The 23,701-nt window shown below is 67.4% G+C and carries 22 protein-coding genes; 7 read left to right on the forward strand and 15 right to left on the reverse strand.

Annotation, left to right across the window (positions count from 1 at the left end; genetic code table 11):
- Positions 1–176 precede the first annotated feature (176 nt).
- The 3 genes from IG04_RS0109080 to IG04_RS0109090 all read right to left on the reverse strand — a co-directional run bounded on the left by IG04_RS0109080 (position 177) and on the right by IG04_RS0109090 (position 3,968).
- Positions 177–737 carry a DUF4360 domain-containing protein gene (locus tag IG04_RS0109080; RefSeq protein ID WP_036014094.1) on the reverse strand — a complete coding sequence of 187 codons (561 nt, stop codon included), beginning with the start codon at positions 735–737 and terminating at the stop codon, positions 177–179.
- A gap of 79 nt (positions 738–816) precedes the next feature.
- Positions 817–2,805 (reverse strand): acetate--CoA ligase family protein, encoded by a 1,989-nt coding sequence (locus tag IG04_RS0109085; protein WP_051769316.1) that lies wholly within the window; start codon positions 2,803–2,805, stop codon positions 817–819.
- Positions 2,802–3,968 (reverse strand): acyl-CoA dehydrogenase family protein, encoded by a 1,167-nt coding sequence (locus IG04_RS0109090; RefSeq protein WP_030476120.1) that lies wholly within the window; start codon positions 3,966–3,968, stop codon positions 2,802–2,804. The genes IG04_RS0109085 and IG04_RS0109090 overlap by 4 nt, the downstream gene beginning before the upstream one ends.
- A 229-nt stretch (positions 3,969–4,197) precedes the next feature.
- Between IG04_RS0109090 and IG04_RS0109095 the strand changes: the two genes are divergently transcribed.
- Complete coding sequence (locus IG04_RS0109095) at positions 4,198–4,929, forward strand: hypothetical protein (protein ID WP_051769319.1); 732 nt, start codon at positions 4,198–4,200, stop codon at positions 4,927–4,929.
- 40 nt (positions 4,930–4,969) lie between these two features.
- Here IG04_RS0109095 and IG04_RS0109100 read toward each other — a convergent pair whose 3' ends face one another.
- The 8 genes from IG04_RS0109100 to IG04_RS0109135 all read right to left on the reverse strand — a co-directional run bounded on the left by IG04_RS0109100 (position 4,970) and on the right by IG04_RS0109135 (position 13,240).
- Positions 4,970–5,323 (reverse strand): GntR family transcriptional regulator, encoded by a 354-nt coding sequence (locus IG04_RS0109100; protein WP_030476122.1) that lies wholly within the window; start codon positions 5,321–5,323, stop codon positions 4,970–4,972.
- Between the two features lie 116 nt (positions 5,324–5,439).
- Positions 5,440–5,838, reverse strand: coding sequence for a 3-aminobutyryl-CoA ammonia lyase (gene kal / locus IG04_RS0109105; protein WP_030476123.1), 399 nt, complete (start codon positions 5,836–5,838; stop codon positions 5,440–5,442).
- Positions 5,835–6,587 carry a lysine 5,6-aminomutase subunit beta gene (gene kamE, locus IG04_RS0109110; protein WP_030476124.1) on the reverse strand — a complete coding sequence of 251 codons (753 nt, stop codon included), beginning with the start codon at positions 6,585–6,587 and terminating at the stop codon, positions 5,835–5,837. Before kamE ends, kal begins: the two co-directional genes overlap by 4 nt.
- Positions 6,580–8,151 carry a lysine 5,6-aminomutase subunit alpha gene (gene kamD / locus IG04_RS0109115; protein WP_030476125.1) on the reverse strand — a complete coding sequence of 524 codons (1,572 nt, stop codon included), beginning with the start codon at positions 8,149–8,151 and terminating at the stop codon, positions 6,580–6,582. The genes kamE and kamD overlap by 8 nt, the downstream gene beginning before the upstream one ends.
- A 3-nt stretch (positions 8,152–8,154) precedes the next feature.
- A complete protein-coding gene (locus IG04_RS0109120; protein ID WP_030476126.1) occupies positions 8,155–9,702 on the reverse strand; it encodes an amidohydrolase in 1,548 nt (515 codons plus the stop codon).
- Positions 9,695–10,705 (reverse strand): L-erythro-3,5-diaminohexanoate dehydrogenase, encoded by a 1,011-nt coding sequence (gene kdd / locus IG04_RS0109125; protein ID WP_030476127.1) that lies wholly within the window; start codon positions 10,703–10,705, stop codon positions 9,695–9,697. Before kdd ends, IG04_RS0109120 begins: the two co-directional genes overlap by 8 nt.
- A 70-nt stretch (positions 10,706–10,775) precedes the next feature.
- The gene (locus IG04_RS0109130; protein ID WP_030476128.1) at positions 10,776–12,284 is read right to left on the reverse strand and encodes an alpha-amylase family glycosyl hydrolase; all 1,509 of its coding nucleotides are present in this window, start codon (positions 12,282–12,284) and stop codon (positions 10,776–10,778) included.
- Positions 12,281–13,240 carry a TIGR03885 family FMN-dependent LLM class oxidoreductase gene (locus IG04_RS0109135; RefSeq protein WP_030476129.1) on the reverse strand — a complete coding sequence of 320 codons (960 nt, stop codon included), beginning with the start codon at positions 13,238–13,240 and terminating at the stop codon, positions 12,281–12,283. Before IG04_RS0109135 ends, IG04_RS0109130 begins: the two co-directional genes overlap by 4 nt.
- 102 nt (positions 13,241–13,342) lie before the next feature.
- Here IG04_RS0109135 and IG04_RS0109140 point away from each other — a divergent pair, with 102 nt between their 5' ends.
- Positions 13,343–13,738: an SsgA family sporulation/cell division regulator gene (locus tag IG04_RS0109140; RefSeq protein ID WP_030476130.1), complete on the forward strand. Its 396-nt coding sequence runs from the start codon at positions 13,343–13,345 to the stop codon at positions 13,736–13,738.
- Here IG04_RS0109140 and IG04_RS0109145 read toward each other — a convergent pair.
- The gene (locus IG04_RS0109145; RefSeq protein WP_030476131.1) at positions 13,735–14,295 is read right to left on the reverse strand and encodes a GNAT family N-acetyltransferase; all 561 of its coding nucleotides are present in this window, start codon (positions 14,293–14,295) and stop codon (positions 13,735–13,737) included. The genes IG04_RS0109140 and IG04_RS0109145 overlap by 4 nt on opposite strands.
- Entirely contained in the window at positions 14,292–14,756 is a 465-nt protein-coding gene (locus IG04_RS0109150; protein WP_030476132.1) for an FxsA family protein, read from the reverse strand. Before IG04_RS0109150 ends, IG04_RS0109145 begins: the two co-directional genes overlap by 4 nt.
- A 130-nt stretch (positions 14,757–14,886) precedes the next feature.
- Between IG04_RS0109150 and IG04_RS0109155 the strand changes: the two genes are divergently transcribed.
- The 3 genes from IG04_RS0109155 (at position 14,887) to IG04_RS0109160 (ending at position 19,913) form a co-directional block, all read left to right on the forward strand.
- Positions 14,887–16,275, forward strand: coding sequence for a KamA family radical SAM protein (locus IG04_RS0109155; protein WP_030476133.1), 1,389 nt, complete (start codon positions 14,887–14,889; stop codon positions 16,273–16,275).
- A 1,250-nt stretch (positions 16,276–17,525) separates the two neighbouring features.
- The gene (locus tag IG04_RS46365; protein ID WP_157512885.1) at positions 17,526–17,666 is read left to right on the forward strand and encodes a hypothetical protein; all 141 of its coding nucleotides are present in this window, start codon (positions 17,526–17,528) and stop codon (positions 17,664–17,666) included.
- 261 nt (positions 17,667–17,927) lie between these two features.
- Positions 17,928–19,913: a hypothetical protein gene (locus IG04_RS0109160; protein WP_030476134.1), complete on the forward strand. Its 1,986-nt coding sequence runs from the start codon at positions 17,928–17,930 to the stop codon at positions 19,911–19,913.
- 204 nt (positions 19,914–20,117) lie between these two features.
- On the opposite strand, the gene IG04_RS46370 is transcribed toward IG04_RS0109160, so the two are convergent.
- Positions 20,118–20,309: a hypothetical protein gene (locus IG04_RS46370; protein WP_144065156.1), complete on the reverse strand. Its 192-nt coding sequence runs from the start codon at positions 20,307–20,309 to the stop codon at positions 20,118–20,120.
- Between the two features lie 212 nt (positions 20,310–20,521).
- Between IG04_RS46370 and IG04_RS0109170 the strand changes: the two genes are divergently transcribed.
- Entirely contained in the window at positions 20,522–22,606 is a 2,085-nt protein-coding gene (locus tag IG04_RS0109170) for a GNAT family N-acetyltransferase (protein WP_084400827.1), read from the forward strand.
- A 121-nt stretch (positions 22,607–22,727) separates the two neighbouring features.
- A complete protein-coding gene (locus IG04_RS0109175) occupies positions 22,728–23,144 on the forward strand; it encodes an ASCH domain-containing protein (RefSeq protein ID WP_036014197.1) in 417 nt (138 codons plus the stop codon).
- Positions 23,145–23,276: 132 nt separating this feature from the next.
- On the opposite strand, the gene IG04_RS0109180 is transcribed toward IG04_RS0109175, so the two are convergent.
- On the reverse strand, positions 23,277–23,576 hold the full coding sequence (locus tag IG04_RS0109180; RefSeq protein ID WP_030476138.1) for a hypothetical protein: 300 nt from the start codon (positions 23,574–23,576) through the stop codon (positions 23,277–23,279).
- Positions 23,577–23,701: the final 125 nt, after the last annotated feature.

A 23,701-nucleotide genomic window follows, 5' to 3' on the forward strand; every position in this document is an offset into this window, starting at 1 on the left:
GAGCGCTGCAGATGCCGTTGATCCGACTGCATCTGATGTGGGTCCGCCGGCGTGAGAAGCCGGGGGGAGTGGCTGCGGCGTTGTGATCGTCCAGCAGCTGGTCGGAACTTACGTGCGCTTACCTGCGCACCGCCGGTACAAACGAACTATAACAGAGAACGCCGGCAGCGCGCTTGTTATTCCGCGCACCTCTTCCACGAGAGCCGGAACGTCGTGCTCACACTCGAGTCGGTCGAGTCCATGGTCATGAAGCTGCCGCTCCCCTTGCCGGTGAGCTTCAGCTCGGTCTCCACGGTCAACGGCTTGCGATCCTTGCACGGCCCGTGCGCCACCCCGCTGGGCATGTCGGTCACCTGCCAGTTGTCACTCATCGGCGCCTGATACGTGCGGCTGCTGTGCCGCGTGGGAAATCCCGGGAACCAGTAGTCGTTGCGCACCACACCGCGGGCCTTGCCGGTCAGATGCGCGAACCCCCGATAGTCCGTGGCCGCGATGCCGTACGTGTACCCGGCCGCGTGGTTGATCCTCAGCGCGATCGTGCAGCTCCGTTTGGCCTCGCTCCCGTTGCCCTGCACCAGGAAGTCGCTGTAGGTGACCGTGAACGCCTCGTTGTCCGGCGACATGGCGACGTTCGTCGTGCCGGCCGGGCACCCCGAGCCACCGACGCCGGCCACGTCGATCGTCACCGGACCGGGCGGCGGCACGAGGAAGGCCAGCAGCGCCACCACAACCAGCATCGAGGACTCCTCACGTCACTGCAGGAGAACCTATCGGGGCCCGCAATCCCGCAATCGGACCAGCCCTGTGCCGTCCGGCTCAAGCCACGCGTTGCCCGCCCGTGTCGTTCACCGTCTCCTCCGAAGGGATGATCAGCGCGTCCACGGCCAGCACGCCGTCCGGACCCACGCGCACGGGATTCAGCTCGATCTCGGCGAGGTCCGATCTGGCCGCGAGCGTCTCGGAGATCCGGGCGATCACCTCGGCCAACGCCGTCACGTCGGGTGCCGGGGCGCCACGCCAGCCTGACAGGAGCGGGGCACATGTGAGGCGCGCCAGCATGTCCCGGGCTGTCGCGGGGGTCACGGGGGCGAGCTCGATCGCGGTGTCCCTGAACAACTCCGCGTGGACGCCGCCCGAGCCGACGAGAACGACCGGGCCGAACGAGTGGTCGCGCTTCGCGCCGATGATCAGTTCGACGGTGTGTTCGCGCGTGTCCATCTCCTCGAGGACGTACGTGCCGGGGCCGAGCCTCGCCCGCATCTCCTCGAACGCCGCCGTGGGCTCGGTGAGGCCGATCCGCACTCCGCCGTGCTCGCTCTTGTGGGGCAGCCAGTCGGCCTTGAGCGCGAACGGGCCCTTCAGAGCGGTCGCGGTGACGTCGGCGGCGGTCGTGACGGCGTGGGCACTGGGGAACTCGACGAAGCTCAGCAGTTCGCGGGCCGCGAGGTAACCGGGGCGGAAGGGGGTGGCGGAAGTAGTGCGTGGCACGACCTCCAGCGAGTTCCTGCCCAGCCTGCTCGCGTGACCCAGCGCGGCGACGGCACGTTCGATCGTGTGCTGGACAGGAATGCCGCCCGTCCGCAACGTACGTACCGCGGCGGAGTCCTCGCGCATGCTGTGCACGACGACGGTGACGCCGGTTTCCCTTGCCAGCGAACAGATCCGGGCAGCCACCGCCACTTCCGCCTCCTCCAGCGAAGGCGCGTCGGGCCCGTAGCTGCCGAAGTAGCCCGACAGCACGACCGTGTCGACCTCACCTCCGCGCGCCAGCACCTCGACCGCCCTGGCGTAGTTCGCCAGGTCCTGCTCCCCCGTCCCGGCGAGGTCGATCGGGTTCCGCGTCGACGCACCCGCCGGCAGACCGTCCACAACGGACAGCACGGGCATCGTCAGGCCCGCCGCCACCGCGAGGTCCGCCGCGATCGCGCCCTGGCCGCCCGAGTCGGAGATGACCCCCACCCTGCCCCCACGTGGCACCCCGGACGTCAGCACGGCCGCCAGGTCCACCAGAGCCGCGGGTGTAGTCACGCGGACCGCGCCCGCGCGCCGGCAGGCCGCGTCCACCACGTCCGAAGACGACGTCAGGGCACCGGTGTGCGTGCGGGCGGCCTCGCGGGCGGCGACCGACGTTCCGACGGTCAGCAGCACCACGGGCTTGCCGGCCGCGCGCAGTTCCGACATGGCCGCCACGATCCCGGCGCCGAAGCTCTCCAGGTAAACCCCCACGACGGTGGTCAGGTCGTGGGACACCAGGTCCAGCAACGCTTCCGTCGCCGTCACGTCCGCCTGGTTGCCCACCGAGACGAACCGCGAGACCCCGGTGCCCGACGACGCCGCGAGCCCGGCGATCTCCAGCCCGACCTGCCCGCTCTGCGACACCACGCCCAGCGAACCGGCCTGGAACCGGCCCCAGGCGAGGTGCAGCGACGTCGCCGCGTCGAACACGCCCAGGCAGTTCGGCCCGAGCAGCCGTGCGCCCGCGTCACGAATCCGGCGGATGACGCGATCGTCGATACCCGAGGTGATGCCGACGAATCCGCGCACGCCGGCCGCCAGCGCCTCGTCCACCACGGCCGGTACGTGCGCCGCGGGCACGGCGAGCACTACGAGTTCGGGAGCCTCGGCGAGTTCGGAGAGCGAGCGCACGGTGGGCTGGCCCAGAACGGCGCCACCACCACGGTTCACCAGGTGCACGGCGCGGCGATCATGACCGACGAGCGCGCCGCGCGCGAGCCAGTGGCCCCACTTGGCGGGGTCGTCGCTGGCGCCGACGACGGCGACGGACGCGGGATCGGAGAAGATCATCTCGCACCGAGGCCGCGGGAGATGATCAGGCGCTGGATGTCCGAGGTGCCTTCCTCGATCTCCTCGAGCTTCGCGTCGCGCATCCAGCGTTCGACGGGGTACTCACGGGAGTATCCGTAGCCCCCCAACGTCTGCACGGCGGCGTGCGTGCACCACATGGCGTTCTCCGAGCCGACGAGCTTGGCCATCGCCGACTCCTGCGCCACCGCGTGCCCGGCGTCGTACAACGTCGCCGCGCGCACGGTCAGCAGGTGCGAGGTGTCCACACGCGTGGCCATGTCCGCGAGCCGGAACGCCACCGCCTGGTGCTCGATGATCGGCACCCCGAACTGCACGCGCTCGGCGGCGTAGGAGGTGGCGAAGTCCAGCGCGGCACGGGCGAGCCCCGTCGTGGCCGCGCCGATGAGGATGCGCGACGCGTCGAACGTCCGCATCAGCCCGGCGAACCCCCGCCCCTCCTCGCCGAGCCGATCCTCCACGGGCACGCGCACGTCGTCGAGGAACACCTCGGCGTTGACGATCGCGCGCTGCCCCATCTTCCGGAACGGCGGGCCGACCGTCAGCCCCGCCGCGGCGCGCGGCACGACGAATGCCGTGACACCGCGGGACCTCAGCGACGGGTCCACCGTCGCGAAGATCACGAACGTCTCGGCGTACGGAGCGTTGGAGATCCAGGTCTTCTGTCCATTGAGGACGTAACCGTCGCCCTCGCGCCGCGCCGACGTCTGGATGCCCGCCGCGTCCGATCCGCTGCCGGGCTCGGTCACGGCGACGGCGGTGAGCGGCGGCTGCGCGGCCCCCAGCGGACTGAGGAAGCGGTCCTGCTGCTCGGGCGTGCCGAGGTGCTCGACCGGTGCGCTGAAGAAGCCGTTGGACGTGACCAGGTTGCCGATGCCGATGTCGCCGTGGCACAGCTCCTGCTGGACCAGCACCTGGGTGAGCAGGTCGGTGACACCACCGCCGCCGAACTTCTCGGGGAGCATGAACGACGTCAGCCCGAGCTCGGACGCCTTCTCCCACACGTCGAGCGGTGACTCGGTGTCCGCCTCGTCGACGGCGCGTCCGCGCGGCCGGATCTCCCTGGCGGCGAACTCCCTGGCCACCTCGACGAACTGCTCCTGTTCGGCCGTGAGCCGCAGGCCGTCGCGGACGGTCCGCCCCATCGCGCACTCCTAGATTGACTGACGAATCAGTTATTCACGATCCACGGGGCAGCCTAGCTCCGCCACGGCGGGTCAGCGGGGTCGCGAACGGGTGACTACCAGGGCAAATGCACAACAGTGAGTCGGTCCGACCGACCTGCCGCGAGCCCCGAAGGAGTACTGATCACCTGCATGGAGCAGCCCGAGGCCTGGGCGTACCTGAACGGACGCGCTGAGGAATGATCACAGGATGGCGGATTGGCTCACCCGTTACCGGAACGGGCAGCGACACGTGGTGTGGCAGGAACTGGCATTGCTCGGCGACGTGCGGAGGTCCGGGCGGCTCGAGGAGGCGCAGGCCGTGTGCGACGAGATGGCACACCGGGCCCGGCAGAACGTCGAACTGATCGTCGAACGACTGACCGCGGACGGTTTCCTGTTCCACGACAATGATGACGAGCAGACCCCTGCCAGGCCCCACACCCCACCCACCACCGAAGCGGCCGCCCACGTCGAGTGGATGGAGGAGCGCCTCGGAGCCGTGCCGCTGACGTTGTCGTCATGGACGCGGATCGTCGGTGACGTGTGGCTCGTCGGCACCCACCCGCGGTGGCAGACCTCCGCGGGCTCCGACCCGCTCGTGGTCGAGGTGGAGGGGTCACGCTGTTCCGACGCCTCGCTGCGCCGTTACGTCGAGGACGAATGGCAGATGTGGCAGGAGGACGGGAGCGCCGGCGTGTTCGTGCTCCCGCTCTCGCCCGACCACCTCCACAAGGACAACACCAGCGGTGGCGATCCCTACGGCGTCGTCCTGCCTGACAGGCGCGTGGACGGCTTGTTCAGCTGGGAGAACGGCATGACGCCGTTCGTCTCCTACCTGAACCGGGCATTCCAAACCGGCGGGTTCCCCATGGCCGACGGCGAGGAGGCCGACGCGCGGGAGGTCACCAGTCGCCTCGCCCAGGACCTGTTGCCGCTCTAGGCGACCATTGTGAAACGTCGCCGTTCCCGAAGCGGCAGTTTTACGCCCGCAGGGCCGCCCGCACGATCTCCATGGCCTCCTGGGACGAGAGGCCCAGCTCCGCGGACATGGCCGCGTACTGGGCCGCCGCCGCACGCACCCGCTCGCGGTTGCTGTCGCCGTTCGCGCTGACCACGGTGCCGGCGCGGCCCCTGGTCTCCACGAGGCCGGCTTCCTCCAGCTCACGGTAGGCGCGAGCGACCGTGTTCACCGCCAGCCCCAGGTCTTTCGCCAGGGCACGCACCGTGGGCAGCTTCGCACCCACCGGCAGCTCTCGGTTCGAGATGGCGTGCGCGTAGTGCACGCGCACCTGCTCGTAGGGAGGTGTCTCCCCCTGGTGGTCGATCTTCACCACGCCGCATCCTCCCCGCATGTAGCTACTTCTGTATTGACCAACGGGAGAAGGCGGCGAAGGTTGCGGTCGATTCAGCGCGAATCGGTCTGAGCCGGGTGTCGCTGTTTGTTTCCGGGTTATTCAGCGGCTTTCGGAGCAACGACCGTGCCGCGGGCACGCGTTACGACGATCGGCTCAGTGAGCAGATCGGCCGCCGACGGACCGCGCTCGGGCGCCGAACGGCACACGACGCGCGCCTCGAACTCGATCTCACGCGACCGCTTGCCGATGCGCACCAGCGTCGCGGACGCCTCGATGACGTCACCGGCCTGGATCGGCGCCACGAACTCCACGGAGCTGTACCCCGCGAACAGCCCCTCGTCGGAGTCCGTGTGGATGAGCAGCTCGGTGGCGACGTCGCCGAACATGCCGAGCCCGTAGGCCCCGTCGACCAGACTGCCTCCGTAGTGCGCGTGCGAGTGCGGGACGTAACGGCGGTGCGTCACCGAGAAACCTTCGACCAAAGCCCCGCTCACGCGGCAACCCCCTTCTTCTCCTGCATCGCGTGCACCAGGTAGCTCGCGACCTCACCCGGAGTGGTACCCCGGGAGAACACTCGATCGACCCCCAGTTCGCCCGCCATCAACGGGTCGAACCGCGGACCACCGGCCACCAGCAGCGGCCTCCGGTCCCCCATCGCCTCGCGGAACGCCGCCGACATCTCCTGCGTGTTCAGGATGTGCGCGTCGCGCTGGGTCACGACCTGGGAGATCAGCACCGCGTCGGCCTTCTCGGTACGGGCGGAACGGACCAGCTCCGGTACCGAGACCTGGGCGCCGAGGTTCACGACCTTCAGCTCCCGGTAGTACTCCAGGCCCTTCTCGCCCGCGAAGCCCTTGATGTTGAGGATCGCGTCGATGCCGACCGTGTGCGCGTCCGTGCCGATGCACCCGCCGACGACGACGAGCTTGCGCCGCAACACCTTCTTGAGCGCCGAGTTCACCTCGGCCGGCGACAGCAGCGGATACTCGCGCTCGACGACCTTGACCTCGTCGAGGTCCACGAGGTGCTTCACCGACCCGTAGACGACGAAGAACGTGAAGTCGTCGCCGATCGGGTTCGAGTGGACCACCATCGCGGGGTCCATGCCCATCTTGTTCGCGAGCTGCAGCGCCGCGCCGTCCGCCTTGGGGCCGAAGGGGATCGGCAGCGTGAACGACGTCTGGATCATGCCGTCGCCGGTGGTGTCGCCGTAGGGGCGCACGTACCTCTTCGCGTCAGCCACTCTGTGCCTCCAGCATCTCGCTCGCCGGGTTGAAGTACTCGGGCGCCTTCTCGACGACGCCGTCCGCGCCCTTGCCCTTGTGCGCCGGGCGCTTCATCAGGCCGAACGTGCCGTCCGCGATGGCGTTGAGCAGGCCGTCGTCGACGATGCGCTCCAGCAGGCCGACGGCCTCGCCGAGCACCTGGTGCGCCCGCTTGACGATGAGACCGTCCGGCGCGGGACGGAAGTCCTCGGCGAGGCTGCCCGCCGCGTTCAGCACGTACCGCACGTTCTTCAGCGCCAGGTCGCGGTCCGACAGGAACGGTGTCACGACCGCCTCGGTCATCATGCCGACGAGCAGGATGGACTGTCCTGTGAGGACACCCGCGAGGTTGAAGAACCCGTCCAGCAGATAGCCGTCGAAGACGTCGCCGGTCATGTGCTTGGTCGGCGGCATCCACTTCAGCGGCGCGTCCGGGAAGAGTTCGCGGGCCAGCAACGCGTGCGCGAGCTCGAGCCGGAACGAGTCGGGCACCTTCGGGTTGATCTCGAAGGCGTGCCCGAGGCCCAGCAGGTGGTCGGGCAGTCCCGCCTCGTGGGCGAAGTGCTCGTTGAGGAGCTGGGAGACGGTGACGGTGTGCGCGGCGTCGACGGCGTCCGCGGTGGTGAGGTAGTTGTCCTCGCCGGTGTTGATGATGATGCCGGCGCGGGCGTGCACCTGACGCGAGAACCGCTGGTCGACGAACGTGCGGATCGGGTTGATGTCGCGGAACAGGATGCCGTACATCGAGTCGTTCAGCATCATGTCCAGGCGCTGAAGTCCTGCCAGGACAGCGATTTCCGGCATGCACAGGCCGGACGCGTAGTTGGTCAGCCGCACGTACCGGCCGACCTCCTTCGACACGTCGTCGAGGGCCGCGCGCATGATCCGGAAGTTCTCCTGCGTGGCGTACGTGCCCGCGAACCCGTGGTGCGTGGCGCCTTCCGGGACGTAGTCGAGCAGCGACTGCCCGGTCGAGCGGATCACCGCGATGATGTCGGCACCCGCGCGGGCCGCGTTCTGGGCCTGGACGACGTCCTCGTCGATGTCGCCGGTCGCGACGATCAGGTAGATCCACGGGCGTTGCGCGGGGTCGCCCCACTTGGTGATCAGCTTGTCGCGCTGGGCCCGGTTGCGGTCGACCGACTTGAGACCCTTCGACACCGCGGACGTGGACGCCTTGCGCGCCGCCGTCAGGTCCTTGCCGGTGGGGATCCTGAACTGGATCTGGCCGGCCGCCGTGGCTTCGGCGAGTTCGGTGAGGGTGCCGAGGTTGTGCTCGCGCAGCGCGTGGAACGCCGGCAGCACGACGCCGTGCTCCAGCCCGCACTGCTCGCGCACCGTGTCGATCACGCGGTTGACCCACGGGACGTCACCGGCGCGGTGCGTGGAGTCCGCGCCGGTGATGCCCGCCAGGCGGAGTGTGGCGCGCTCGACGGCGACGGTGGTGTGCGCCTTCGCGAGGGACACCACCGGTTCGGCCGCCCGCGCGGCGAGTTCGCGCGCGGTGGCGACCACCGAGGGGTCGAGGTCGAGCAACGCCATGAGTCACTTCCTTTCGTAAATCGTCCGGCCGTTCAGGACGGTGCGCACGCAGACCGGCGCCGGGCCGGTGAGGTCGGGCAGTCCGGGCACGCCCGAACGGGGGTCGGTGGACCAGCGCTGCACCCGCGCGTCGCTGCCGGCGACGACCAGGTCCCCGGTCTCCCACACCGCGTACGTCGCGGGCGCGCCGGGCTGCAGGGTGCCGGTCAGGCCGTCGTTCACGCCCGCCGCACGCCAGCCACCACGCGTGTGCGCGGTGAAGGCGGCACGCGGGGAAACGCCGTGACCGTCGGTCTTGTGGTGCACCGCCGCGCGCACGGCAGCCCACGGGTCGATGGCGGTCACCGGGGTGTCCGAACCGAACGCGAGCACCACGCCCGCGGCGGCGAGCCGCGAAAAGGGGTTCAGCCCCACACCGCGCTCGTCACCGAGTCGCTGCGCGTACATGCCGGTCGGTCCGCCCCACTCGGCGTCGAACAGCGGCTGGACGGAGGCGACGACGCCCCACCCGGCCAGTTTCTCCGCCTGCTCCTTCGACACCATCTCGACGTGTTCGAGGCGGTGGCGGGCCGACGCGAGTTCGGGGGTGCCGAGTGTCTTCTCCGCGAGGGAGAAACCTTCGATCACGGCGGCCATCGCGGCGTCGCCGATGACGTGGAACCCCGCCTGGATGCCCAGTTCGGTGCACTTGACCAGGTGGTCGGCGATCTGGCGTCCGTCGAGGTAGAGCGCTCCGGACGTGTCGGCGTCGGCATAGGGCTCGGTCAGCGCGGCCGTGCGGGAGCCGATGGCGCCGTCGACGAAGTGGTCGCCGGCGAGTCCGCGCACCGGCACCGCAGGCAGGTCGTGGGCACCCCAGTAGGCCACCACCTCGGGGCCTTCGGTGAGCGCGAGGAGTTCGCGCAGGTCGTCCTCGCCGGAGATGTCCGGGCCCGCGCACTCGTGCACGGACGCGATGCCGCGAGAAGCCGCGTAGTTCAGGAACGCGCGTTGTGCGGCCTGGCGCTGTTCGGGCGTGATGGCGGCTTTCGCCGTGCCGCGCACGTGGTGGTGGGCGGCCCGCGAGAGAGGGCCGTCGGCGGAGAAGCCGTCGGCGGCACGGGCCTCGTCGCTGACCAGATCCGAGGAGACCAGGGCGGAGTGCACGTCGATGCGCGACAGGTACACCGTCTTGCCCTGGGCGGCCTCGTCGATCTCGGCGCGCGTCGGCGGGCGGTTCTCCGGCCAGCGCGTCTCGTCCCAGCCGTGACCCCACACCAGGGGGCCCTCGGCGGAGCGCACCCGGTCGAGCAGTTCGTCCACAGAGGACGTCTTCGTCAGGTCGAGGCCGGTCAGGAGCAGGCCGGCGGACGTGGCGTGCACGTGCGCGTCGACGAACGCGGGCGCGACGAAGGCGCCGTCGAGCTCGATGACCTCGGCGTCCGGGTGCAGCGTGTGCCCGACCGAGTCCTGTCCGATCCACACGACGACGCCGTCCGTGACGGCCATCGCCGTCGCATCCGGTGCGTAGATGCGGCCGCCGACCAAAAGTTGCGTACTCACGTCACGCAGTCTGCCGTTGTTCGAACAACGCCCGCACACCCGCCCGCGTCCGGACCAGGTCCAACGCGAACTGGGCGTGACCAGGCACATACCCGTTGCCGACGATCATCTCCAAGTCCGCCGCGAGACCCTCCGCTCCCAAAGCGGCGGCACTGAACGAGGTCGCCATCGAGAAGAAGATCACGGTGCCGCCGTCCGCGGTCGCGAGGATGGCGCCGTGCTCGCACCCCGGCACGTCCACACACACGACCGTGACGTCGACCTGCTTGCCCACGGCCTCGGCCACGGCCACCGGATTGCGTGCGTCCGCGATGACGACCTCGTCCGCGAGACCGGACTCACGCACCTGCGCGGCCTCACGCTCGGTCGGCACCAACGCGACGAGGCGCGACGCACCGGCCTGACGCGCGGCCGCAAGAGAGAGTGACCCGGACTTGCCTCCACCGCCGAGCACGAGCACCGAGCCACCAGGGTGCTTGCGCACGACACGGTCGGTCAGCGCCGGCGCACCGCACACGTCGAGCACGGACAGCGCGAGTTCGTTCGGCATGTCGTCCGGCAGCACGGCCGCGATCGAGCGCCCGAACAGCACCGCGGTCCCCCGGCACGGCACCTGCTCGTCCTCGCCGTCCCAGTCCTGCAGGCCGTCGTTGATCCGCAGCGGCGTCAGCGTGAGGCTGACCAGCGTCGCGATCCGGTCGCCGGCCTTGAGCCCGAGCGGCGACTCCGGCCCCACCTCGAGCACGGTGCCGAGCAGCATGCCGCCCGAGCCGGTGACCGGGTTCTGCATCTTGCCGCGCTCGCCGACGATGTCGAGCACGGCCTGCCGCACCGCCGAACCGCTGCCGTGCTGCTCCCTGAGCTGCCGGAACGAGGCCGCGTCCAGGTTGAGCCGCTCGACCGAGACGATCACCTCGTCGGCAGCGGGCACGGGTTCCGCGTCGAGCCGCCAGGCCTGCTGCGGCAGAACACCGGCGGGCTCGATGACGCGGTGCAGTCCGTACGCGCTCACGCGAAAATCCTTCGGTCGACGACGCTGTCTCGAAGATATCTTCACGTGAGACGTCAAGATTGCGCAAGTATCACTCAGGCAACAGCCTATACCAGCGGCAGCCGTAGGGCTCGAGGTCGACCTTGGCCCCGGTCTTCGCGGGCTTCACGCGGCCGCCCGTCAGCAGATCGGCGAGCACACCTTCGGCCGGGACCCGCACCGTGATCCCCCGATCCGCGAGATTGTGCACGGCGATCACCGAGCCGCCATCGCAGTCGGCGCGGTGAGCGAACACGCACGGCTCTCCCGTGTCGAGCACCTGGAACGTGCCCCACGCGAGTTCCGGGCACTCCCGGTACCGCGTGATCATGAGCCGCATCCAGATCAGCAACGACTCCGGGTCGTGGCGCTGCTCGCCCGCGGCCTCCCAGTCCATCGGCACGCGCACCGCCAGCCTGCCCTCCAGCGACAGGTCCTCCACCAGGCCGACTTCCTCGCCGTAGAACAGCACCGGCGTACCCGGCAGCGTGAACAGCAGGCTGTAGACCATCCGGATGCGGCGCTGGTCGCCGTTCAGCATCGACGGCAGCCGCCGGCGCAGGCCTCGCCCGTAGAGCTGCATGGACTTCTCCGGCCCGAAGGCGTCGAAGACCTCCTGACGTTCGTCGGTGGGCAGCTTGTCCAGGGTCAGCTCGTCGTGGTTGCGCACGAACGTCGCCCAGTGCCCGTCCCGTGGCGGCTCCGGGCGTTCCTGCAGCGCCTTGACCAGCGGCCCGCTCGACCGCCGCGCCAGCGACAGGTACATCGCCTGCATCCCGACGAAGTCGAAGCACATGGTCAGCTCGTCGCCGACGCCCTGGCCGTAGAAGGCCATCGTGTCCTTGTACGGCAGGTTCACCTCGCCCAGCAGCACGCCCTCGCCGTTGCGGCGGTTGAGGAACGCCCTCAGGTCGGTGAGGTAGTCGTGCGGGTCGGGCAGCGAGACGGCGTCCACGGGGTCGTTGTGCTCCAGCAGGAACGGGACGGCGTCGACCCGGAACCCGCTCAGCCCCAGTTCCATCCAGAAGCCCATGACGCGGGCGATCTCGTCCCGCACCTCGGGGTTGGACACGTTGAGGTCGGGCTGGTGCTTGTAGAAGCGGTGCAGGTAGTACTTGCCCACCTCCTCCGAGTACTCCCAGAGCGAGTTCTCCTTGTCGGGGAACGTGACCCCCTGCGGCCCGTCGCTCTGGGGCTCGTCGGCCCAGACGTACCAGTCGCGTTTCTCCGGGTCGTGGAACCACGGGTGCTGGTCGGACGTGTGGTTGACGACGAGGTCGGCGATCACACGCATGCCTCGGTCTCGTGCGGCACGCACGAACTCCACGAAGTCGCCCAGTGAACCCAGGCGTTGGTCGACGGAGTAGAAGTCGGTGATGTCGTAGCCGTCGTCGCGTTCGGCGGTCGGGTAGAACGGCATCAACCACACACACGTGACGCCCAGGGCGTTGAGGTGGTCGATGCGTTCGGTGGCACCGCGGAAGCCGTCTTCGGAGAAGGTCTCCACGTCAAGGCAGTACAGAACGGCGTTCTTCCACCAGACGTCGGACGTGCGGATCACGCGGTCACCTCCGGTAACACGTGCTCGCCGAACGCGTCGACGAACGGGATCAGGTCCTGGCCCACGTGGTGCAGGTAGATCTCCTCGAACCCCAGCGACGCGTACTCGTTCAGCCGCTCGGCGTGCCACTTCAGGTCGGAGGACACGTTCACGACCTCGGCCACCTCGGCCGGCGTGACGTGTTCGGCGACCACGTCGAAGTGCTCGGCCAGTTCCAGGTCCCAGCAGACCGGTGGACGGAAGACGTTGGTGCGCCACTGTTCGTGCGCGATCGCGAGAGCCGTGTCGTCGTCATCGGCCCAGCTCAGGTGCACCTGCAGGTGGAGCTTGCCCTTGCCTCCCGCGTCCCGATAGGCGTCCGCGACCTCGCGCAGTCGTTCGGGCGGCGCGTTGACGGTGATCAGCCCGTCGGCCCACTCGGCGCACCAGCGGGCGGTCGCCGGGCTCACGGCGGCGCCGATCAGCAGCGTCACCTCGCCGGGCAGGGTCCAGAGCTTGGCGCGGTCGACCGTCACCAGGCCGTCGTGGCTGACCTCCTCGCCCGACAGCAGCGCGCGGATCACGTCGACGCACTCACGCAGCCGTGCCGTGCGCACGTCCTTGCGGGGCCAGCCGTCGCCGGTGATGTGCTCGTTGCTCGCCTCGCCGGTGCCGAGCGCGGCCCAGAACCGGCCGGGGTTCATCGCGGCCAGCGTGCCGATCGCCTGGGCGGTGATCGCCGGGTGGTAGCGCTGCCCCGGCGCCGTGACCACGCCGAACGGCAGTCCGGTGGCCTGCAGTGCCGCGCCGAGCCAGGACCAGGCGAACCCGGACTGCCCCTGGCGCGCGCTCCACGGTGAGAAGTGGTCCGAGCTCATCGCCGCGCCGAACCCTGCCTCCTCAGCCCTGCGCACGGCGGTCAGCAGGTCTGCGGGGTGTATCTGCTCGTGTGACGCATGGATGCCATAGACCGTCATGGGACTTCAGGTACCCAATGAAGAAGTTCGGGAAAGCTTTGAACCGACTCCGGACGGCGTCCGTGTTGAGTGCAGCACCCTCACCGCGGAGGAGGAACGGCGATGTTCAACGAGACCCGGGTCGGCACTGCCACCGTCGTTGAGTTCATCCGGCCGGACGGCTCGGTCGAGCCCATGAACGTCGACTTCCAGTACCGATCAGACGATCCGCATGCCGTGACCATGCGTTTTCAGGCGCGGGACCAGGAGTCGACCTGGCTCGTCGGCCGCGAACTGCTCGCGGACGGGCTGCTGTCGCCGACCGGGCTCGGGGACGTGCGGCTGCGGCCGGGCGACGGCGACGTGCTCGTGCTGGAGTTGCTGACCGAGGACTCGCACGCGGTGTTCCACCTGTCGGCGGCCGAGTTGCAGCGGTTCCTCGACTCGACCTACGCGGCAGTCCCGGCCGGGCGTGAGGCGATCGACTTCGACCTCCTGATGAAGGACCTCCTCGGCTAGAGACGCAGTCCCAGGACCAGTTTCTCCGCGGAGTCGACCACGCGGAAGCCCATGTGCTCCCAGAAGCCGACCGCGTGTGTGTTGTGGTGCCGCACGTGCACATGGACGCCCTTCTCCAGGCGTTCGAGCACGCTGCGAACGAGCGCGCCACCGAACCCCTTGCCCTTCGCGCGGGGCAGCAGATTCGCGTGCATGTGCGCCGGATAGTCGCTCGCGATCATCAGATCGGCACGGGCCGGGTGGTGGATCTGCTGCACGATCCGGTTCGCGTCCGGCGTCATCGGGTAGCGGACGCGCAGGTCAGGCCACCAGTCGCGGTCGCAGCGGTCCTCGAAGGCCTCCGTGTCGGACGCCGCGAGCGCGTATCCGCAGATCCCCTCGTCGTCCTCCGCCACGAACACCAGATCGGGTTCGAACGCCACGTACGGGCCGACGTAGGCGTGGCCCATCAGGCGTGGATCGTCGAACAGGTGACGCGCGCCGAGGCCACCATTGCCGGTGTCGAGGCAGATGTCGTACAGCGCGTCCAGGTCAGCGGGCCGGTACGTGCGGATCACCTGAGTTCGCGCCGCTCCGTGATGACGACCGGCTCGGTGTCGACGTCGAGGACCTCGCCCTCGACGACCTGACCGGCGCCGAAGCGGCGTTCGTGCTCGAACTTGAGCGCCGCCGCCTCCGCCTTGCGCGCGATCCGCCGGCTCACGAGCTTGCGCGTGGGCGGGAAGAGCAGGAACAACGCGGCGACGTCGCTGATAAAGCCCGGCACCATGATCAACGCACCGGCCGCCGCGATCAGCACGCCGTCCGCCATCTCCTGGTGGGGCTGCCGGCGTTTGAACACCGACTCGGAGAACGCGGCCATCGTCTGCGCGCCCTGGCGGCGCACCAGCGACAGTCCGACGAGTGTGCCGAGCAGGAGCAACGCGATCATCCAGAGCCCGCCGATGGCGTTGCCGACGGCGACCATGACCGCGATCTCGGCGAACATCCCGAGCAGCAGCAGCGCGAAGAGGGGCATGCCCGTTCAACGCACAACAGGCCGTCTTTGCTCCCGACCGGCCTTCGACCAGGCCTTGAGCAGAAATATTTACGGCAGCCTAGCGATATGACAGGATATCTTTACGCCACCTCGACGCTGAGGAGTACGGATGACCGCGCTGCACGACGCCCCCACGGCGCTGGAGCGGCTGGACCGCCAGCCGTACACGTACGTCCGCCGTGAGCTGGTCGAACCAGACTGGCGGCGCTTCCCCGGCTGGTCCCACGTGACCGAGACGCAGTGGCGCGACGCCCAGTGGCAGCGCGTGAACTGCGTGAAGAACGTGAAGCAGCTCCGCAAGGTCGCGGGCGACCTGCTGACCGACAGGTTCTACGACGACCTCGCCAAGGACATGGACGCCTTCGCGACGATGTCGATGCTGATCCCGCCGCAGATGTTCAACACGATGGCGGTCGACGCCGAACTTTCTCCCGACGCCTTCACCGAGGCGTTCCTGAACGACCCGGTCCGCCGCTACATGCTGCCGGTGTCCTCGGACCGCGACCCGAAGTGGCCGTCGCACCCGCACTCCCAGCGCGACTCGCTGCACGAGGCGGAGATGTGGGTGGTGGAGGGCCTCACCCACCGCTACCCCACCAAGGTCCTGGCCGAGATGGTGTCGACCTGCCCGCAGTACTGCGGGCACTGCACCCGCATGGACCTGGTCGGCAACTCCACGCCGTTGATCGACAAGCACAAGCTCTCGCTCAAGCCGGTCGACCGCCAGGACCAGATGATCGAGTACCTGAAGAAGACCCCGGGCGTCCGCGACGTGGTGGTCTCCGGCGGAGACGTGGCGAACGTGCCGTGGCCACAACTCGAGTCGTTCCTGATGCGCCTGCTCGACATCGACACGGTCCGCGACGTCCGCCTGGCCACCAAGGCGCTGGCCGGGTTGCCGCAGCACTGGCTCCAGCCCCGCGTGGTGGAGGGCCTGGAACGCGTGGCCCGCACCGCGTCCCGGCGTGGCGTGAACCTCGCGATCCACACGCACGTGAACCACGCACAGTCCGTGACGCCTCTCGTCGCCGAGGCCGCCCGTACCGCACTGGAAGTCGGCGTGCGGGATGTGCGCAACCAGGGTGTTCTGATGAAGGGCGTCAACGCGACGTCGGACGACCTGTTGGATCTTTGCTTTGCGCTGCAAGGGGAAGCGAACATCCTGCCGTACTACTTCTATATGTGCGACATGATCCCCAACGCAGAACATTGGAGGGTGTCCGTCTGGGAAGCCCAAGAACTTCAGCACGCGATCATGGGCTACCTACCCGGCTACGCGACGCCGCGGATCGTCTGCGACGTCCCGTACGTGGGCAAGCGGTGGGTGCACCAGCTCGCCGAATATGACCGTGAGCTGGGCATTTCTTACTGGACGAAGAACTACCGCACCGGGATCGAGCTCGAGGACCCGGAGGCTCTCGACCGTCGCTACCCCTACTACGACCCGATCTCCACCCTCGGCGCGGCCGGCCAGAAGTGGTGGACCGACCAGGCCTGACGGGCCACGATGGGGCCGTTTTCGGGACACCTCCCGGAGGCGGCCCCGTCGGCATGTTTTGCCTGTTCAGGCCCATCGTGACTCATTGGGTCTCGACGAGAAGGGGCCCAGAAGGGGCCCCAGAAGTCCACAGTGGACACTGTTTCAGGTACACAGTGGACACCGCCGGCCAGCGAATGGTCTAGCGCGCGGCGACTCGCACGTCTGCCATCAGACAGGGGTCGTTCTCCCGCGATGGAAGATCGCGCCTACAGCGAAGCCAACCACTGCTCCCTCGCGCACCGAGCTATCCCTGACTCCCTCACCGCGATTCCGGTCGATGACTCACGGGTCACCGACCGCAGACGGGCAGTCCTTGTGACCGAGAACACGTCACCAAATTCGGACAAATAGAAAGCGCAGTTCATCGCTATCGACGCTAGGTCATCCAGGTGAAGCTTGTAACGCGAACACTAGGCCACTTCAGCGAAAATACGCGTGCTTGAAGCGGGTAGCTGCTACCTTCCTTCTTTCAATGGACGACGTGTGTCTACAAGACTGCGTGCGTGCTCTCAATCATCATCGGCGTCTGCGCGGTCGTTCTGACAGTCCTGATCGGACTGTGCCCACCGCTCGTTATTGTTCTTCGGGATGTTAATGACCCGAAAGACCGGCAGCTCGTAGTCCACGCGCTCCGAGAGCTGATCGTGAGCTCGCTGGCGGCTGTAGCGCAGCTTCCAGGCAAGCTCGCGCAGTCCCTCCTAGACGTCGCACTTTCGGCGAGGGGGCCGGACAACCTGACTCCCCCGCTTGTCGAACCGAGCCCGGCACTGTCAGTGATTTCATCTGTACCGGCACCCGGACATGACCAGATACCCGGCGGACCACGGCCTTAGCACAAGACGTACCCATGTCCAGTCCGAACCACGAGCGCGACCGGTTAGCGGAACTACGAGCCAAAACTCGGTCAGATCGCGCACTGGTTCGGGCTACATATTCGGCAATTTCTCCCAGAGCGGGCTATTCCACACATCGCCTGGGCAGGGATGACGACCAGTTTCACGCCAGTCACTTCGACTCCTACGCCCGAGCCCAGACTTGACGACTATCCACGCGGAGAGTGGCGCAATCGGAGACTCCGACCTCGGTGACGGCGAGGAGGCAATCGATCTCGCCGACTACTACGGAGGAACAACTCCTCAGGAAGCGCACCGGGTTATATACCGCCAGCTCAAGCACTCGGCTCGTCACGCAGCGGATGAGTCCCCTTCTTGGGCCTCAAGAAGACGCTTGAGGGATTCGGGACGATCTACCGAAAGATTAAGGCAGAGAGCGCCGGCGAGCTGACCAAGATTCGCTTCGAATCCGTCTCCAACCGGCGGCTGGATGCGCTGCCATGGCAAGCGGGTTGACGACCTTGAAGTCCGAGATTGGAGACCGTTGGAGACACGTCAACAAGGAGATTCGGAAGTGGCAGCTTCCGTTCAGCGTGGCGCCGTGTCGAGCACCGCCCCATGTGGTGAAGTCTTCGCTCTATGACTCCTGGAGAGCACTCCGGCCCAGTCGCGGTGAGGGCCGAACTCCTACCCGCGCGGGCCGCATACCTGATACGCGCCGGCAGTCGGCGCGGCCTGCGACGCGCAGTCCAAGAAGCCACCACACGCTGGGGCGGCATGGCCGAACCGATCATCCCTGTCCGGCGCGACGGATCGGTCGAGGGATGGTGGCGGCAAGTCGTGGAGTTCGCCGGCGTCGAAGGACTTGTCGACGTGGACGTCGGCGCCTCTGTAGCCGCCGACGTGGCCAAGTCGTTCAAACTGCCGGTGACCGAACTGAAGCACATAGACCGGGGCGGAATTACCCGCTTCTCAACGCATCCTGCACGTCTTCCTGACTACGGCGACCCAACGCAGGCCCGGGTGATCCCTGCGGTCGGAAGCCCGTTGTGGCAGGTCGTCTTGGCTGGTGACTTCACCGCCGAGCACGAGCAAGCTCTCGACGGAAGCTTTGGCTACCGCAGGGCCCCGACTGCCGATCAAGTCGCCCGCGCGGCGCTGCACGGCCAGACGTGTCTCGATCAGACCGTCAGCAACTTCGCCGAGAACTACACCGCCGGCGCCTCGTCCATACCGGCGTTGATCTGGATGACAACCAGGGATACGTACCGCGACTGCTTGTGGTTCTGGAACTTCCGCGCCTTGAACGACCGGGGACACAACCCCGCTCCAATGATGATCGTCTCGGCCGACGACCTTCCTCATTGGATTGGCTTCGACCGAAATCTCGCCCATCAGTTGGATCGACCGGACGAGTTCGACCCTGACGTGGTCGTCAACAGCTTCTCTGTCTCGGAAGAGAGACTGCACTCGCTCGCACAGGAGTTCCTCGGTCTGCACGTGTCGGAGCAGAAGCTGACGTCACGCATCAGGTTTCCCGCTGACGCTCGCGTGCCGCCGCACACCTACCTCACCAATCTCGAACTGCGCGACTTCCTGCTCTTCGAACGAAGGTACGGAGAGTCACGTGAGGTAGAGACCTATGCCACCGCCGGTCGAGCACGACTGCGGTTCACCTCGCCGATCGAGTTCTCCGGCTCAGGCAAGACACTGCTCCGCATGTCCAGCCCGCTGTTCGATCCGTTTCCCCGCAAGGACATCCTTGCGAAACGGATCACGAACGGAGCGACCTGGCGAAGCGATCGTCTTGAGATCGCAACGAATGCGATGAACTCCTACCAACTGGAGCTGCACTTCCCATCGCTGCACGAGGCGACAACCCTCCTCATCGGTGAGCACACCTCCGAGTGGCACCTCTCGGAGAAAGGCAAGATCGCCGACGCACTCAACGCCGACTCGGATCTCTCGATCCTGCTACGGCCCAGCGTGCACGAAGCGATCTCTCATCTGACCTCGCCTCGTTCCACCTCGTACCTGCGCCAGATGGAGAAGATGCGCAAGAGCGGCACGTCCGAGGACGAGGTGCAGGCGTTTGGTGCGCGCTGGGGTGGTCGCGGTGTACGGCGATACGACAGCGCTGAAGGGTTGACGAACAGGCTGGGCAAGTCCGCGGTCCAGCCTGTCGAAGCCCTGGAGTCGCTGTGCGCGATGAACTGGGCGGAAAGAGGATTCGAGACTGTCTGCGCGCGCTGCGGGCTGAGCAGCTTCGTACCGATCTCCGACGTGAGCTCAGTGGCTCGCTGTCCTGGCTGCAGAGCCGCCACCTACTACACGTCCACCGATGCCGGCCTCACCTTGCAGTACAGGCTGAACTCCTTCATCGACTTGGCAAGTGATCAAGGAGTGATCCCGCATCTGCTGGTTGTCGCCGCGCTGCACAAGCGCGAGCCGCACACCCACCTGCTGGGTGGCGTGCTCGCCACCTTCCAGAACGGCACGGTCAACGAGATAGATGTCCTCGGTGTTCACGCCCAGCAGTTCATCGCCGGCGAGGTCAAGACCAAGGCTAGCGACTTCACCCCGGCCCAGCTCAAACGAGACCTCTCCGTCAGCTCACGCCTGGGCGCCGAGACTCACCTGCTCGCCGCAGTCGATGAAATCCCCAGCGAAGTCAAGCGTACGAGCCAAGAGTTGGCAGATGCGGCAGGCTTGCGGCTACTTATCTTGTCCAAGCACGATCTCCGCCCTGTCGATGATCTCTAGCGAGGCAGAGTGGTTCAGCACGCCTGTGTATCCCGAGGCGTTCATGCCCGGCCCGTCTGGAGCCGCCGTCGAGGTGGGCGCCGAGCCTCAGCACGTGGTTCTCGTCCTCACCCAGCCAGTCCGAGACAAGGTTGCATCCGACCGCGCCGCTCTGTTCGAACACGTCGACGCGAGTCACGAAACCCTCGGCGTCCCGCGTGGACTTCACGTGGTCGATCGACGCCGCGAACCCTGGGCACGTTCGTGTGCCCTGTTGCCGCCGTTCTGATCAGCGATCGACTGAAACTTCCGAAGGCGGGGAACGATGTCCTGGTAGGTGACCGCCGGGACGTCGGCGGCGGCGCCGCTCGAACCGGCCACCACCACGACACTCGCCAACGCGATAGAAAGTCGCATGTGTAGCGAAGCTAGAGAGTGGATGTCCTGAAAATGTCAGATTGTGGTCCGGAAATCGTGACGGTCGCTTCGGGTGAAAGCAAACGAACAGATGTGCGACTGGCGCCGCGATTCAGCTCGAACCGAACACTTGTGCGTCTGCAAATAGGCCTGTCAGGTGACTGATCAGCGCATACGGGCCGAGGTCGGCGCAGGTGAGTCACACTGCGGTGATGTCGACGAAGTCCGCGAACGTGGTCATCGAGGTCGTGGCCGGTACCGACGCCGCGACGATCGAGCGTGCGGTTGAACTCGGCAACACGGCAAAGAAGACGCTCGGTCTCTTCCCGCGCGAAGCGTATTTCGAGTACGCGGCCAAACACTGCTTGCTCGGCGCGATGAGAGACGGCGAACTGGTCGGTTACGCGCTGTTTCGCTTGCCACGCAACGAGGTCACCCTGGTGCACCTCTGCGTCGACAAGCCTTTCCGGGAGAAGGGCGTGGCTCAGCTGCTCGTCGACGAGGTGAGCCGTCGGCACCGGGCGAGGTTGGGCGTTCGCGCGAAGTGCCGCGACAGCTACGCCGACATCCAGCGGGTGTGGCGTGGGCTCGGCTTCAAACACCTCGGACGTGCGCGTGGGCGTGGTGAAGACAAGGCTCCGATGACTGTGTGGTGGCTCGACCACGAGCACGCCAACCTGTTCACTCCGGTGGACGAGCCAACCGAGCTGGCCGTGGCGATCGACGTCAACATCCTGATGGACCTGCACACCCGCAAGGACCATCCTCAGGCGGAACGGTCCCAGGTGTTGCTCGCACCCGATGTAGCGGACCGGATCGAGATGGTCGTGCCGCACGGACTCGAACGTGACCTCGACCGGCACTCGGCCGAGTCGCGCAGCAGGTTGGCCGATGTCGCCGCGCGTTACCGGCGCCCGAGCGGGCCGCCGAAGCGAGCCGAAGAGCTGCACGAGGTGCTACTCGACGCGGTTCGAACGGCCGAACCTGACCGTGCGCTGACCCCGCAGGACAAGGGAGACCTGTGGCATCTCGCTGAGACCGCCGGGGCAGGCATCCAGGTGTTCCTGACCTGGGACGAACGACTGCGGTCTCAGATGGCCCCGTTGCTCCCCCGGCTCGTCGCGTTTCCCGAACTCATGGCATTGCGTGTGATCGACCCGCACCACCTGGTCGTTCATCTCGATGAGCTGGCCCACTCGGTGGCTTACCAACCCAGGACGCTCGCCGGCAGTTCGTTCAGCACCGAGCTGGCGAACGCCCAGTCCGAGGCGGTACTCCTGACCTTCCTGGACCGGCGCGGCGGCGAGACAAAGCAGGAACTCAAGTCCCGCCTGAACGCACTAGCTCGTGCACCGCGATCTCACTCCATCGTGCGTGCAAGCGACGGGACGACCGTCGGCTGCTACGCGTCGATCGTCGACGACCACGTCCTCAAAGCACCGCTGCTACGCGTCCCGGATCACCCGGACGCCGACACCATGGCTCGCTACCTGCTTTGGACGTTGCGACTGGAAGCACGGAGCCACGGCGCCCACGTGGTACGCATCGAGGACCCCTATCTCTCCCCCGCCATCGAACGTGCGGCGAGCCACGAGAGCTACCAGCGCGTCAACGACACATGGCACAGCTGGGTGGTTGAGGCCGCCGGAACCGGCGCCCAGGTCAGCTCCGCTGTCTCCGCAGCGCAGGCCCAGGTCGGTCTCGGGCCTGCCGCCCTGCTTCCACCTCGTCTCGCCCCCGAATCAGCCGCGCAGTACGAACGGACCTGGTGGCCCGCCAAGATCACCGACAGCGACCTACCCCACTTCGCCGTCGCGATCCAGCCGCGCTGGAGCGCTGAGCTCCTCGGTGAGCCGCAGACCCTCACCCACCGGCCGACCACGCTGGCCCTGGGACGGGAGCACGTCTACTACCGCGGCAATCACCCCAGCGTGCTCAAGGCCCCTGGTCGAGTTCTGTGGTACCTGACGCAGGACGCCACCACCGGTGGTGGACGGTTCATCGGCACGTCGCTTCTCGACGCGATCGACATCGGAGCGCCGCTGGAACTGCACGAACAGTTCGCCCACTACGGGGTCTTCACCCTTGCTGACATCGACGGCGCCGCAGGGCAACGAGGTAGCGCGCAGGCGCTCCGGGTGTCCTACACCGAGCTGTTCCCGCGTCACATCCGCTGGTCCGAGTACCTCGACCTGATCCAATCGATGGACGGTCCGAAACGGATCCAGGGACCGGTTCGAATGCCGACCGCGACGTTCGCCGCGATCTACGACATGGCGAACACGACGAAGCGGTGACGTGATCCACGATCATCGTGGTGCAACATCACTTCGACCCCGTCGACCGCTAAGGTCACCCCCTGTGACTGCAACAGCGGTGGAATCGAGCGCGTGGACACCTGCTGTGCGCCCTTTGCTGATGTCGCTGCGTCCGCGATTCGCGGAAGCCATCCTGGACGGCACCAAGACCGTCGAACTGCGGCGCACCCGACTGTCCGCGCCCGACGGAACACACCTGATCCTCTACGCCAGCTCACCGGTGATGGCCGTCGTCGGCACCGCGGTGATCGTAGGCCGGGACACCGACACACCGGCACGGATCTGGCGGCGCCACCGCAAGCACGTCGGGCTGTTGCGACCCGAGTACGACGAGTACTTCGACGGTTCCGAACTGGCCACTGCCGTTTATGTGGGAGACCCGCGAAGACTGGCCACCCCTTGGCCATTGTCCGCACTGCGGGACACCGCCAAGTTCCAACCTCCCCAGAGCTACAGGTTCGTCTCCGACGACGACCCCGCCCAGCTACGCAACCTGGTGCCTGCGTACCCCCAGTGAGCAGCACTTCCCCATCTGATTCCAAATACATGGTCAGCGTGGTCCGCCCTGCAGTGTGAGAGCCAACTGACCTGCCGTCCCTCCGCGCCACGGGCACACCCGACTTGGACAAGAGCGGCATGCGCGCCTCGACTAGGCAACCTGCGGGAGAGCACCAACAGGCGACTGGGCCGTGTGCTCAGAACAGCATCTGCTGGTCAGATTTCGACTCGTCAGAGTGGTCTGCCCGTTGAGCGCGAACTTGTCTTCGACGGCCGCGTCGGGCGTGGGCAGACCGTGCTCCGCGATGATCGGCAGAATCCGGTCGCTCAGCCAAATCTGGCATCGCCGCGACGATTCGGACCCCTTCGAGCAGACCTCGGCGTAGCGGCTGACGAGGTCGGGCCGCACGCCGCCGGGCCTGGTCAGGAAGGCGTTCGGTCGATGCTCCATCGGCCAGCACCGATCGGCCTCGGACGAGTCTCACGCCACCAGCGAGTCCGGCGACCGAGGCTGGCGTGACGCGACAGGGCGAGCGGACTCGGAGGCCTGTCCACCGCCCTGCACGACCTGTTGGG

Source organism: Lentzea albidocapillata (assembly GCF_000719115.1).
Classification (GTDB): domain Bacteria; phylum Actinomycetota; class Actinomycetes; order Mycobacteriales; family Pseudonocardiaceae; genus Lentzea; species Lentzea albidocapillata.